This window comes from Frondihabitans sp. 762G35 (assembly GCF_002074055.1).
Lineage (GTDB): Bacteria > Actinomycetota > Actinomycetes > Actinomycetales > Microbacteriaceae > Frondihabitans.
In genome coordinates this window covers 1,860,763-1,873,004 of the sequence record NZ_CP014619.1, presented here as the reverse complement: position 1 = coordinate 1,873,004, position 12,242 = coordinate 1,860,763, and the positions used below count along the sequence as shown (strand labels likewise).

The following is a 12,242-nucleotide window of genomic DNA, read 5'->3' as shown; positions in this document are numbered from 1 at the left end:
AGCGACGGGATGGTTGAGCCCGCCTGTGTCGATGACCATACGCCCGCGGTCGACCGGATGTCCAGGATCGAACGAGACGGTTTGCTGCGAGATCGCCGAGTGCGGTCCGTAGGATCGGTGTCGATGTTCGAACTCCACCACCTCAGCGCGCAGGAGCAGTGGGACTGGCTGCGCCGCGGCGACGTCACGCCCCGCGAGCTCACCGACCACTACCTCGAGCGCATCGCGCGGCTCGACCCCGCGATCGGCTCCTTCGTCACGGTGACCGCCGACGGAGCCCGGGCCCGGGCGGACGCGCTCACCGAGGCGGGGCGCACGACGGCCGCCCTCTGGGGTCTCCCGCTCGCCGACAAGGACCTCACCGATCGCCGCGGCGTTCCGACGTGGTCGGGGTCGCGCCTCGGCCGCGGGCGCATCGCCCGGTCGGACTCCGAGATCGTCGAGGTCGTGGACCGCGCAGGAGCCGTCAGCCTCGGCAAGACCGCGACCCCCGAGTTCGGTCTCACCGCCTACACCGAGACGCTCATCGGACCCCCGACCCGCAACCCGTGGAACCTCGAGCTCGGTCCCGGCGGCTCCAGCGGGGGAGCCGCGGCGGCGGTCGCCGCCGGGCTCCTGCCGTTCGCCCCGGGATCGGACGGTGGGGGGTCCATCCGGATCCCGGCGTCGGCGACGGGTCTCGTCGGGCTGAAACCCTCTCGGGGGCGGGTCCCCGCGCAGTCGGGCATCACGAGCCTCGGCGGACTCGCCGTCGGCGGTCCGATCGCGCGGACGGTGGCCGACGCGGGGATGCTGCTCGACGCGATGGTGTCGCCCGAGGGGATGCCCGCCCGTCACCCGTTCGCTCTGGGGGCCCCCGAGAATCCGGCCGGATCGTTCCTCGGGGCGGCGGTGCGCGGCGAGGGGCGGTTCCAGGTCGGGGTTCTCACCGCGAGCCCGTGGGACGACACCTACGACGTCGTCCTCAACCCGTCGGTGCTCCAGGCGCTGGCGGTCACGACCGACGAGCTGGTGGCGATGGGGCACGGTGTCGACGAGGCCTCGCTCCGGCCCTCGAACTACGGGGAGCTCTTCCACTCGCTCTGGCAGGCGGGCGCGGCGTCCATTCCGGCCGAGGGGGCGGACCTCGACCTGCTCGAGCCGATCACCCGCTGGCTCGTCGAGCGCGGTCGCGCCATGTCGGCGCGCGATCTCGCCGAGACGCTCGCCGGGCTGACGGCGTTCGAACGGAGCGTCATCGAGCAGTTCTCGTCGTTCGACGCGATCCTCACTCCGACGCTGGCCCTCCCGCCACGGCCCGTCGGCTGGTACGACGCGGACGACGCCGAGCGGAACTTCGAGCAGCAGTGCCTCTACGCGCCGTTCACGTCGTTCGTCAACGTGGCGGGGCTCCCGGCGATCTCGCTGCCCGTGCACGAGGTCGACGGCCTGCCCGTCGGAGTGCAGCTGATCGGGCGGCCCGGGCGCGAGGACGTGCTTCTCGCGATCGGCGCGCAGCTCGAACGGCGCCTGCACTGGCAGAGGCGGCACCCGCGGCAGTGGTGAGTGGGCTGCGCCCGGCCTGCCCACCTCGGCGAGACTCCACGACTCGCCGCTCACGTTCGTGAAACGTCGCCAATCGTGGAGTCTCGGTGCCGCTGCCCCACGCCGCCCCCCGCGAGACTCCACGACTCGCCGCTCACGTTCGCGAAACCTCGCACGTCGTGGAGTCTCGCGCCCCGGGGGTCACGCTGACGACCCGACGGGCCCCGCACCGGGCAACCTCGGCACCGACGCGACGAGCCGCCGCGTGTACGCATCCTGCGGGTCGGCCAGCACGTCGCGGGTCGGACCCTGCTCGACGATCCGCCCGGCGTTCATCACCGCGACCCGATCGCAGAGGTGATCGACGAGCCCGAGGTCGTGCGACACGATCAGGAGCGACAGCCCCAGCTCCTCGCGGAGCGACGCCAGCAGCTCGAGGATCTGCGCCCGCACGGTCACGTCCAGCGCGCTCAGGGGCTCGTCGCCGACGAGCAGCCGGGGCGAGTGCACGAGGGCGCGGGCGAGCGCGATCCGCTGCCGCTGACCGCCGCTGAATTCGTGCGGGTACCGGTCGAGGGTGCCGTCGTCGAGGCCGACGCGGGCGAGCACGTCGACGACGAGGTCGCGGTGCGAGCCCTCGATGCGGAGCGCCCGCAGGGGTTCGGCGACGATGTCGAGAACGCGCATCCGCGGGTCGAGCGAGGCGTACGGATCCTGCAGGACGACCCCGGTCTGGCGACGCAGCCACCGCAGGCGCGATGCGGGGCCCGGAACGACCGGCCGGCCGTCGAAGGTCACGGTCCCCGTGGTCGCCCGGTCGAGGGCGAGCAGGATGCGCACGAGCGTCGACTTGCCGGATCCCGACTCCCCGATGAGCCCGACGCTCTCGCCCGGGCCGACCTCGAGGGAGGCGTCGACGACCGCGTGCCGGACGACCCCCGGCGTGAAGAGGGTCCGACGGGGCAGCACGAAGTCGCGACCGACGCCGCTCGCGGTCAGCAGCGCACTCATCGATCCCCCCAGGTGGTGGCCCGTGCGGCATCGACGAGACCCCGGGTCACGGGGTGGCGGGGCTCCTGCAGGATGCCCGTCACCGTGCCGCGCTCGACCGCGCGCCCCCCGGAGAGCACGACGACCTCCTCGGTGATCTGCGCCAGGACGGCGAGGTCGTGCGTGACGAACACGAGCGCCACGCCGAGCTCGTCCGAGAGCCGGCGGAACAGGTCGAGGATCTCCTTCTGCGTCGTCACGTCGAGAGCCGTCGTCGGCTCGTCGGCGAGGAGGAGCCCGGGTCGGCAGGCCAGCGCCATCGCGATGCCGACGCGCTGCCGCTGTCCGCCGGAGATCTGGTGCGGGAAAAGGTCGACGATCGTCTCCGGGTCGGGGAGCCCGACCTCGCGCGCCGCCTCGACGGCTCGCGCCCGCCCCTCGCGCTTGCCGAGCCCCTCGTGGATCCGGAGCGGTTCGGCCAGCTGCCGTCCGATCGTGTGGAGCGGGTTCAGTGCGGTCAGCGGGTCCTGGAACACCGTGCCGATCCGCGAGCCACGGAGACGGGCGAGCCGGCGCTCGGGCAGCGAGAGGATCTCCTCGCCGTCGAGCAGGACGCTCCCGGTCACCTCGGCGCCGGACGGCGCGAGCCCGAGGATCGCCAGGAGCGACAGCGACTTCCCCGAGCCCGACTCCCCGATGAGGCCGAGGCGCCCCCCGGTCGGCACGCTGAACGACACGTCGTCGACGAGGGCCGTCCCGCCGATCGACACGCGGAGGTGAGAGACGTCGAGGCTCATGCCGCTCCCTTCCCGGTGCTGCGGAGCCTCGGGTCGGAGGCCTCGCGGAGGGCGTCGCCGAGGAGGTTGAACGCGAGCACGGTGAGGGTGATCGCGAGCCCGGGCCAGACGACGCTGCCCGGGTGGATCGAGATGTAGACCTGGAGGTCGTTCAGGAGGCGACCCCACGACGCCGTCTGCGCGGTGGCGCCGTAGCCGAGGTACGACAGGCCCGCCTCGGCCAGGATCGACGTCGCCATGGCGAGCGAGAGCTGGACGACGAAGACGGGTGCGACGTTGGGGAGGAGGTGCCGCCGCAGGATGCCCGCCCCCGAGACCCCCGCGGCCCGCGCCGCGAGCACGTAGTCGGTCCGACGCACGCGCCGGATCTCGCCCCGCGAGACGCGCGCGATGGTCACGCCGTAGCCGATGCCGACCGACACCACGACGACGCCGAGGGAGCCGCCGAGGACGGAGGCGAGGAGCATCGCGACGAGGATCGTCGGGAAGGCGATGAGGATGTCGATGAGGACCGCGATCGACTCGCGGACCCAGCGGGTCGTGAGCGAGCCGAGGGCCGCGAGGCCGATGCCGACGGCGGAGGCGATGAGGCCGGCCGCCACGGCGACGGTGAGCGTCGTCCCGCTCGCGCGGAAGACGTAGCTGAAGATGTCGCGGCCCACGCCGTCGGTGCCGAACAGGTGCGCGGGGGACGGCGTCGCCCACGCGTGATAGGGATCGGTCGCGAAGGGGTCGTGCGGCGTCCAGACGGCCGAGACCGCCGCGGACACGACGAGCAGCAGGATCCAGGCCGCGGCCACGACACCCGCCGGGCGTCGTAGGAGCTCCGTCAGCCAGGTCGCCCGGCGCCGGGAGGTCCGCTCGAGGGTCGTCGCCGCGCCGCTCATTCGCCGGGCTCCCGGAGGCGCGGGTCGACGGCGCGGTGGACGAGGTCGACGGCGAAGCCGGTGAGGAGAACGAGACCCGTGAGCGCCAGCAGTTCGCCCTGGACCTTCGTGAGGTCGCGGACGGCGACGTCGGCCACGAGCATCCTGCCCACCCCGGGGAGGGCGAAGAGCTGCTCGACGAGGACCGCGCCCACCAGGAGCGCGGCGATCTGCACCCCCAGCACTGACACGACGCTCAGCAGCACGTTCGGCAGACCGTGCCGGATCACCGCCTGGGTCCGGGTCAGGCCCTTGGCCGCCGCCGTCCGCACGTAGTCCTCGTCGAGTGCGCCGAGGGTGGCCGAGCGTGTGAACCGCAGCAGGACGGCGCCCTCGATCACCCCGATCGTGAGGGCCGGCAGGAGCAGGCTGCGCACCGCCAGGCCGGGTTCCGCCCAACCGTCGCTCGGGTAGCCCTGGGTCGGCAGGAGCTTGAGCGCCACGGCGAAGACCGCGATCAGGATCATGCCTCCCCAGACCGCCGGCACCGCGGCCAGCGCCTGCGCCGAGACGGAGATCAGCGTGCCGGACACCCGCCGACGCCGCAGCGCCGACACGACCCCGAGCGGGATCCCGAGCGCCAGGCCGAACAGGAGCGAGAGCCCGGCGAGGGGGAGCGTCACCGACAGCTTCTCGACCAGTTGCGACGCCACGGGGGTCCCGGTGACGAGGGAGTCGCCCAGGTCGCCGCGCAGGAGCCCCGCCAACCACGACCCGTACTGCACGATCAGCGGGCGGTCGAGCCCGAGCGACCGCGTGATCGCCGCGACCTGCTCGGGCGTGCCCTGCGTCCCCGCGATGACCTGCGCCACGTCACCGGTGAGGAGCCGGAGCGTGCCGAAGATCAGGGCGCTGGCGACGACCAGGCCCACCAGGAGCAGGACGACGCGCGAGAGGACGAAGCGGGCCACTACGACTTCGCGAGGTTCGCCAGGTCGAGGCGGGCGCTGGTCGACGAGGTCGGGAAGCCCGTGACGCCGTCGTGGATGGCCGTGAGGGTCGTCGCCGTGTAGAGCCAGTCGGCCGGGGCATCCTGCGCGACGATCTCCGCGGCGGCGGCGAGCTTCTCGTCGACGACCTTCGGATCGGTCGCCGCCAGGGACTCCTGATAGAGCGCCTGGACCTTCTTGTTGTCGTAGCCGAAGTAGTAGTCGGGGTTCGCCCAGTTGCCGAAGTCGTGCGATTCGGCGTGGTTCACGATGCTCAGCTGATAGTCGTGCTTCACGAAGACGTTGTTGATCCACGTCGTGAAGTCGGTCTGCTTCACCCGGAGCGTGATGCCGACGGCCTTGAGCTGCGTCGTGAGGACGTCGCCGATCGAGGCCGGGTAGAAGTTCGCATAGGTGAGGTCGAGGGTGAGGTTCGTCGCACCGGCCTCCTTCAGGAGCTTCCGCGCGTTCGCGGGATCGTACGCGTCCACCTTCGTGAGGTCGCGGTATCCGGGATCGAGCTCCGGGATCGGGCCGCCCTGTTCGACGCCCGCTCCGCCGAGCGCCGTGATGAGCGCCTTGCTGTCGATCGCCTCGCGGAGGGCCTGGCGGACCTTCGGATCGGTGAACGGGGCCACGCGGTCGTTGAACGCGAGCGTGTACTTGTCGGTCGTCTTGCCCGACTTGAGGGTGATCCCGCTGACGCCGTTCAGCTGCGCCTTGAGCGTCGGGTCGACCGCCGTCTGGACGTCGACGTCGCCGGAGATCACCGCGTTGATCGCGGCCGAGGGGCTCGTGTAGTAGGTGAAGTCGACCTCCTTGACCTTCGCCTTCGTGCCCCAGTAGGAGTCGTTGCGGGTGAGCCGGATGCTGTCGCCCTGCTTCCAGCTCGCGAGCCGGTACGGCCCGGTGCCGTTCGCGGTGGTGGAGAGGTCGTTGGTGGCGGCTTTCTCGAGGACGAGCCCCGCGCGTCCGGAGAGCGCCCAGAGGAGGTTGGAGTCGGGCTTCGCCAGGGTGATCTTCACGGTGTCCGCCGACGGGGCGGTGATCGAGGAGACCCCGGCGAGGTCCTGGCTGTTCTGGAACGCGGTGGTCTTCTTGACCTGCTCGAGCGACCAGACGACGTCGGCCGCCGTCATGGCGGCGCCGTCGCCGAAGGTCACCCCTTTGTGGAGGGTGAAGGTGTACGTCAGCGCATCGGCGGAGACGGTGTGGCTCGCGGCCAGGACGTCCACGACGTCGTTCGTCGACGTGCGGCCGACGAGCCCCTGGTAGACGTTGTCGATGAGCACCTGGTCGAGGGCGATGCCCGCCGTCGTGCGGATGTCGAGGTCGGTGGGCTCGAGCACGAGGCCGACCTTGACGGTGGCCGCGGTGTCGGGGGCCTTCGAGGTTCCGGGGGACCCTCCGGCGGAGGTGCAGCCGGAAGCCACGAGGGCGAGGCTCGCGGCGATGGCTGCGGCGGCGAGGAGTCGTGCGGGGCGCATGGGTGTGGGCAGACCTTTCAGGACCAGCGGTGTCGGGTCCATGATTCCTGATCCCCGCGGGTGCGGGGCGGTGGGGATCACCGTGTCGGAGGGCACGGTGCATGGAGGGGACACCCGTCGCTGTTGAACCCGGTATCGCTGCTGAGTCGTCCGTCGCTGGTGAACGGTCGTCAGTCCTTCGCTCCCGATCGCTGCTGGAGAGGGCGCTAAGGAAAAATAGCACGGTGGCGACGGGCCTCCGGTCGCTCCGGTGGCAATTTAGGTGAGCCTTACCTATATTGGAGGGACCATGCTCCTGCTCTCTGCCCGACCCGCCCCCACGCGCGCTCGGGCCACGAGGCTCCTGCCCGCCCTCGCCCTGGCCCTGGGGCTCCTCGTGCTGGTGGGTCTCGTCAGCGTCGCCGTCGGCACGCGCTCGGTCCCGCTCGACACCGTCTGGCGGGCGCTGACCGATCCGTCGTCATCGTTCGACGACACGGTCGTCCTCTCCCGGGTCCCGCGCACCGTCCTCGGCCTCCTCTCCGGAGCGGCGCTCGCGACCGCGGGAGTCATCATGCAGGGCCTGACCCGGAACCCTCTCGGCGACCCGGGCCTCCTCGGCATCGGGGCGGGTTCCGCGGCCGCGATCGTAACCGGACTCGCCTTCTTCGGGGTCGGCTCGGGACAGGAGCGGGTCTGGCTCGCCCTCCCGGGCGCTCTCGTGGCCGTCGTCGCCGTCTTCGCGCTCGGCTCGGGGCGACGCGGGGTGACGCCGGTGCGGCTCGTCCTGGCGGGCGCGGTCGTCACCGCCGTCCTCAGCGCGTACATCCAGGCGGTGACGCTGACGCATCCGGAGGCGTTCGACAGCTACCGCTTCTGGGTCGTCGGCTCTCTCGCGGGGCGCGATCCGGCGCTGATCGTCGAGACGCTGCCGTACCTCGTCGCCGGCTTCGTGCTGGCGCTCGTCCTGCCGTCGTCGCTCAACGCGCTCGCTCTCGGCGACGACACGGCGACGGCCCTCGGTGCCACGGTGGGCCGGACGCGCCTCGTGGGTGCTCTCGCCACGGCGCTCCTCTGCGCCGGCTCGACCGCGGCCGTCGGGCCCATCGCCTTCATCGGTCTCGCCGTCCCGCACGTCGTGCGGCTCCTCACCGGCGCGGACCACCGCTGGCTGCTGCCGTTCAGCGCGGTCGGCGGCGCGGTACTGCTCGTGTCGGCCGACGTCCTGGGCCGCGTCGTCGCGAGCCCCGGCGAGCTGCAGGTGGGTGTCGTCACCGCGTTCCTCGGCGCGCCGGTCCTGCTCCTGGCGGTCCGCAGGATGCGCGGCGCCGAGTGACCGCGCCCGTCACCCGACCCGCCCGGTCGCTCCCCGCCGCCCCTCCCGCGCCGTCCCGGCCGGTGCTCCGGCTGGGCTCGTGGCTCAGCCTGCCGCTCCGTCGTCGCTTGATCGTCGTCGGCTCCGTCGCCCTGCTCGGGCTCCTCGTGCTCTCCCTCCTGACGCTCGCGCTCGGGAGCCTCGGGGTGCCTCTCCCGGATCTCGCCCGCGCCGTTCTCGGCGACAGCGACGCGCGGACGCAGTTCGTCCTGAACGTCTACCGGGGCCCGCGTCTCGTCACCGCGATCGGCGCGGGAGCGGCCCTCGGCGTCTCCGGCGCGCTGTTCCAGACGGTGACGCGCAACCCGCTCGGCAGTCCCGACGTCATCGGCCTGGGGGCGGGGGCGAGCGCGGGTGCCGCGACGTTCGGGCTGCTCCTGCCTGGCATCCTGCCGACGCCCGTCGGCGCGCTCGTCGGAGCCCTGGTCGCCATCGGCCTCGTCTACCTGGGCACCGGCCGGGGCTTCTCGTCGCCCGGCCGGATGATCCTCGTCGGCATCGGCGTGTCCGCGATGGCGACGGCGTTCGTGCAGTTCGTCCTCACCCGCGTCCAGCTGCAGGAGGCGACGGCCCTCGCCGCGTACCTCAGCGGCACCCTCGCGGACCGCTCGTGGGGCGACGCCTCGGTGGTCTGGGTCGCCGTGGTCGTCCTCGTCCCGTGCGCCGTCGCCCTCGGCCGCCGCCTCGACCTCGTCGAGATGGGCGACGACGTGGCCGACGCGCTCGGAGCGCGGAGCACCGCGACGAGGACGCTCGTCGTCCTCACCGCGATCGGTCTCTCGACGGCGGCCGTGGCGAGCGCCGGGCCGATCGCCTTCGTCGCTCTGACCGCACCGCAGGTGGCCAGGCGCCTGGCCCGGGCGCCGGGTGCGAGCATCGTCCTGTCCGGCCTCGTGGGCGCGCTCCTGATGGTCCTGGCCGACTTCGTGGTCCAGCGCGGCGTGTTCGGCTCGCAGCTGCCGGTCGGCCTCCTCACGGCGCTCCTCGGCGGCGTCTACCTCGGCTACCTGCTCCTCCGGGAGTGGAAGAAGGGAACCCTCTGATGTCGCTCCTGACCGCGAAGGACGTGCGCCTCGCCTACGACGACCGGATCGTCGTCGACGACCTGACCTTCGACGTCCCCGAGGGGGAGTTGACGGTGATCGTCGGGCCGAACGCCTGCGGCAAGTCCACCCTGCTGAAGGCCCTCGCCCGCACGCTGACGCCGACGGCGGGGGTCGTGGAGCTCGACGGCCGGCCGCTCCGCAGCTACCGCAGCCGGGACATCGCGAAGCGACTCGGCATGCTGCCGCAGAGCCCGATCGCGCCCGAGGGCATCACGGTGCGCGACCTCGTCGGTCGGGGCCGGTTCCCGCACCAGGGGCTCTTCCGACAGTGGTCGTCCGCGGACGAGGAGGCCGTCTCCGGCGCGCTCGTCGCCACGAACGTCGACGGCCTGGCGGCGCGGCACGTGTCCGAGCTGTCGGGCGGCCAGCGGCAGCGGGCGTGGATCGCGATGGTGCTGGCGCAGGAGACGGGCATCCTGCTGCTCGACGAGCCGACGACGTTCCTCGACATCGCGCACCAGTACGACGTCCTCGAGCTCTGCGCCCGCCTGCACCGGGAGGGCCGGACCCTCGTGGTGGTGCTGCACGACCTCAATCAGGCGGCCCGCTACGCCACCCATCTCGTCGTGATGAAGGAGGGGCGCATCGTCGACGCGGGGCGACCGGGCGACGTGCTCACACCGGATCTCGTCGAGGACGTCTTCGGGCTGCCCTGCGAGATCATCGACGACCCGCAGTCGCACACGCCGCTCGTCGTCCCGCTCGCGCGCACCGGGGCCTGAGGACTCGCGCGGCGGTCCCGATCCTCAGCCTCCCGGGCGGACGGCGTCGTCGCGCGCGATCTCGCCGAGGGCGTGCGTCGAGACACCGCGGAGGGTGGCGTCGCTCTGCGGAGAGACATGGATGGCGGCCGCCATCACGACAGCCCAGCCGCGGGCTCGCCGCCAGGTGTCGTCGTCCGGCCCGAGGGCATCCCGGAGCGCCGCCCGCGACTCCGGATCGAAGGTCAGCCAGGCCGTCGCGAGATCGGTCGCCGGATCGCCGGACGTGAGATCGCCGAAGTCGATGACGGCGGCGAGGCGACCGTCGAGACCGAGCAGGTTCGCCGGATGCAGGTCGCCGTGGATCCAGAGCGGGGCGCCCGTCCAGCCCGGCGTGGCCAGCGACTCCTGCCAGACCCGCCGGAGGCGCGCGGCGTCGGGCAGGAGCCCCGTGGCGAATCGCGCGCGCATCGCCTCGCCGCGCGTGGCGAGGGGAACGCCCCTTACGGCGTTCACCGGCGCGTCGGCGGGTGCCGGCACGTGGAGCTCCCGGAGGAAAACCGCGAGGTCGGCGACCAGGGTCGCACGCTCGGCGACGGGGGAGAGCGCCACGAGGTCGCCCTCGAACCAGGGGACGATGCTCCACGGCCAGGGATAGCCCCGACCCGGCCGGCCGACGAACACGGCCGCCGGCACGGGTACGGTGAACCGGCCGGCGAGGCGCGGGAGCCAGGCGACGTCGTTGCCGACGATGTCGGTGCTGCGGCGGGGGAGCCGGGCGGCGAGTCGGTCGCCGAGGCGGAAGACGGCGTTGTCCCAGCCGTCCGCGACGTGACGGACGTCGAGGCGGGCCAGATCGGGCCGTTGTTCGTCGAGGAGGCTCCGCACGAGCGCCACGGTCACCTCGCGGTCGTCGGGAACCGGGGTCGCGTCGGGCATCGGATCACCCTAGCGGGAGGATCGGGGGCGCAGGAGGTCAGTCCCAGATGCTGATCCAGTCGATGTCGAGGTGGCCGCTCGACGTCTTCGGCACGGCACCCTGGCCGAGGAAGGTCTCGGCCTGCAGCGTGACCCGCATCGGCGTCGTCGGCACGGCGTCGGTCACGGTGGAGACGAGGACGCCGTCCCAGTAGTAGCGGATCGCGTGGGTGTCCCACTCGGTCGTCGCCACGTGGTAGCCCGTGGAGTCGGTGGGGGCGAACGCCTCGGTGGCGGGCCGGAACGTCATGCCGCCGTTGCGGAAGCTGCCGGGGACGGCCGACGCGGGGCGCGGCGTCCGACCGAGGTCCGCCTCCGGCCAGTCGATCTCGCCCTCGTTCCAGTCGTCGCTCACGGGCCAGAACATCCCGACGAACTTGTAGCCCGCCGTCGTGTCGGAGCGGTAGCGGATCGACACGCGCCCGGTGGTGTGCGGGGCGTAGCCGTCGGGCATGATCGCCGCGACGAGGGGTCGACCGTTCTCCGAGTGCAGCCAGAAGTCCAGGGTGCCGTTCGCCACGCTGAGGACGCGGTCCGGCGCGTACAGGCCCTGACCGGAGGTGTCCGAGAAGCCGTCGTAAGTGTCGATGCCGGGGTACACGGATGACACGCGGCCGAGCGGGGCGTCGCGCGAGAAGTCCTCCGCGTAGCTCTGGGTCCAGGTGCGGCCGTTCGAGGTGACGTCGCCCCGGGGCAGCGTGTCCCCGGCCGCCGGAGTCGTCGGATCGGTCGTCGGTGTTCCGGGGTCTCCCACGGGAGGCAACGCTACCGACACGGGGACGGGGAGGGCCTTCTGGCGAGCGGTCGAGGGGGTGCGGACGGAGGCGCGGATCTGCTGCGTGACCGCGCGCTGGGCGGACTGCGCGGACGTCTGCGCAGCGGTCGGGGCGGCCGAGGTCGAGCGTGCGGCGGCCGAGGGGGTGGAGACGGCCGCGGTCGAGTCGGAGAGCGCCTGCCGGGCGGCGGAGGTCGATAGTCCGGAGACGAGTCGTCCGACGTGAGCCACGAGGGCCGCGTCCGTGGAGGGGACCGCCGCGGCGCGGGCGAGGTCCGGGTGGAGACTCAGCCCCGCGAGGCCGGCGAGCACCGCGGCGACGGCGGCGACGAGCCTGATCGGTGTCCGCATGGTCCGCTCCTCGTCTCGGGAGGGAACCCCGCCGGAGTCGACGGATCGCGGAAGGGTCGCCGAAGGCTCCCCGGATACGTCGAGGTGGCGCCGAGGTGGGACCCCGGGACCGACTCGGCGTCCCGAACACCGGGGAGCCCTTCGGACCTCGGCCCGCGCGGCGACGTTCCCGAAAACGTCACCGCGCGACAGCCGGAGGGGCGGTACCGCGCCCGCTTACCCAGTGGACGGTGCCGCCTTGTTCTTCCTGGGTCCAGAGAACCAGGTTTCCGGGGCCGTGACATCCCCCAAGCAGGGTGTCGGCTATGAGGGGGACACCGGGGT

Annotated in this window: 11 protein-coding genes; 4 read left to right on the top strand and 7 right to left on the bottom strand. The window is 72.6% G+C overall.

The annotated features are described in order from the left end of the window. Positions 1-123: 123 nt before the first annotated feature. Positions 124-1,545, top strand: a complete 1,422-nt coding sequence (locus tag AS850_RS08975; protein WP_119870227.1) for an amidase — start codon at positions 124-126, stop codon at positions 1,543-1,545. Between the two features lie 180 nt (positions 1,546-1,725). On the opposite strand, the gene AS850_RS08970 is transcribed toward AS850_RS08975, so the two are convergent. Genes AS850_RS08970 through AS850_RS08950 form a run of 5 tightly spaced genes read right to left on the bottom strand, consistent with a single transcriptional unit; the run spans position 1,726 to position 6,695 of the window. After that, positions 1,726-2,535, bottom strand: coding sequence for an ATP-binding cassette domain-containing protein (locus AS850_RS08970; RefSeq protein ID WP_119868807.1), 810 nt, complete (start codon positions 2,533-2,535; stop codon positions 1,726-1,728). Beyond that, complete coding sequence (locus AS850_RS08965; RefSeq protein ID WP_119868806.1) at positions 2,532-3,311, bottom strand: ABC transporter ATP-binding protein; 780 nt, start codon at positions 3,309-3,311, stop codon at positions 2,532-2,534. The genes AS850_RS08970 and AS850_RS08965 overlap by 4 nt, the downstream gene beginning before the upstream one ends. Beyond that, entirely contained in the window at positions 3,308-4,198 is an 891-nt protein-coding gene (locus AS850_RS08960; protein WP_119868805.1) for an ABC transporter permease, read from the bottom strand. The genes AS850_RS08965 and AS850_RS08960 overlap by 4 nt, the downstream gene beginning before the upstream one ends. After that, positions 4,195-5,148 carry an ABC transporter permease gene (locus tag AS850_RS08955; protein ID WP_119868804.1) on the bottom strand — a complete coding sequence of 318 codons (954 nt, stop codon included), beginning with the start codon at positions 5,146-5,148 and terminating at the stop codon, positions 4,195-4,197. The genes AS850_RS08960 and AS850_RS08955 overlap by 4 nt, the downstream gene beginning before the upstream one ends. Further along, a complete protein-coding gene (locus tag AS850_RS08950; RefSeq protein WP_236940661.1) occupies positions 5,148-6,695 on the bottom strand; it encodes an ABC transporter substrate-binding protein in 1,548 nt (515 codons plus the stop codon). The genes AS850_RS08955 and AS850_RS08950 overlap by 1 nt, the downstream gene beginning before the upstream one ends. 247 nt (positions 6,696-6,942) lie before the next feature. Here AS850_RS08950 and AS850_RS08945 point away from each other — a divergent pair, with 247 nt between their 5' ends. Genes AS850_RS08945 through AS850_RS08935 form a run of 3 tightly spaced genes read left to right on the top strand, consistent with a single transcriptional unit; the run spans position 6,943 to position 9,835 of the window. After that, entirely contained in the window at positions 6,943-7,968 is a 1,026-nt protein-coding gene (locus AS850_RS08945; RefSeq protein WP_119868802.1) for a FecCD family ABC transporter permease, read from the top strand. Continuing rightward, on the top strand, positions 7,965-9,050 hold the full coding sequence (locus tag AS850_RS08940) for a FecCD family ABC transporter permease (protein WP_119868801.1): 1,086 nt from the start codon (positions 7,965-7,967) through the stop codon (positions 9,048-9,050). The genes AS850_RS08945 and AS850_RS08940 overlap by 4 nt, the downstream gene beginning before the upstream one ends. Next, positions 9,050-9,835, top strand: a complete 786-nt coding sequence (locus tag AS850_RS08935) for an ABC transporter ATP-binding protein (RefSeq protein ID WP_119868800.1) — start codon at positions 9,050-9,052, stop codon at positions 9,833-9,835. Before AS850_RS08940 ends, AS850_RS08935 begins: the two co-directional genes overlap by 1 nt. A 24-nt stretch (positions 9,836-9,859) precedes the next feature. Here AS850_RS08935 and AS850_RS08930 read toward each other — a convergent pair whose 3' ends face one another. Then, positions 9,860-10,753 (bottom strand): aminoglycoside phosphotransferase family protein, encoded by an 894-nt coding sequence (locus AS850_RS08930; protein ID WP_119868799.1) that lies wholly within the window; start codon positions 10,751-10,753, stop codon positions 9,860-9,862. Between the two features lie 37 nt (positions 10,754-10,790). Next, positions 10,791-11,918 carry a glycoside hydrolase family 16 protein gene (locus AS850_RS08925; RefSeq protein WP_119868798.1) on the bottom strand — a complete coding sequence of 376 codons (1,128 nt, stop codon included), beginning with the start codon at positions 11,916-11,918 and terminating at the stop codon, positions 10,791-10,793. Positions 11,919-12,242 lie beyond the last annotated feature (324 nt).

Coding starts and splice junctions, on each gene's coding strand:
- AS850_RS08965 (WP_119868806.1), bottom strand. CDS start 3,311: ATGAGCCTCGACGTCTCTCACCTCCGCGTGTCGATCGGCGGGACGGCC.
- AS850_RS08960 (WP_119868805.1), bottom strand. CDS start 4,198: ATGAGCGGCGCGGCGACGACCCTCGAGCGGACCTCCCGGCGCCGGGCG.
- AS850_RS08935 (WP_119868800.1), top strand. CDS start 9,050: ATGTCGCTCCTGACCGCGAAGGACGTGCGCCTCGCCTACGACGACCGG.
- AS850_RS08975 (WP_119870227.1), top strand. CDS start 124: ATGTTCGAACTCCACCACCTCAGCGCGCAGGAGCAGTGGGACTGGCTG.
- AS850_RS08970 (WP_119868807.1), bottom strand. CDS start 2,535: ATGAGTGCGCTGCTGACCGCGAGCGGCGTCGGTCGCGACTTCGTGCTG.
- AS850_RS08925 (WP_119868798.1), bottom strand. CDS start 11,918: ATGCGGACACCGATCAGGCTCGTCGCCGCCGTCGCCGCGGTGCTCGCC.
- AS850_RS08945 (WP_119868802.1), top strand. CDS start 6,943: ATGCTCCTGCTCTCTGCCCGACCCGCCCCCACGCGCGCTCGGGCCACG.
- AS850_RS08950 (WP_236940661.1), bottom strand. CDS start 6,695: ATGGACCCGACACCGCTGGTCCTGAAAGGTCTGCCCACACCCATGCGC.
- AS850_RS08930 (WP_119868799.1), bottom strand. CDS start 10,753: ATGCCCGACGCGACCCCGGTTCCCGACGACCGCGAGGTGACCGTGGCG.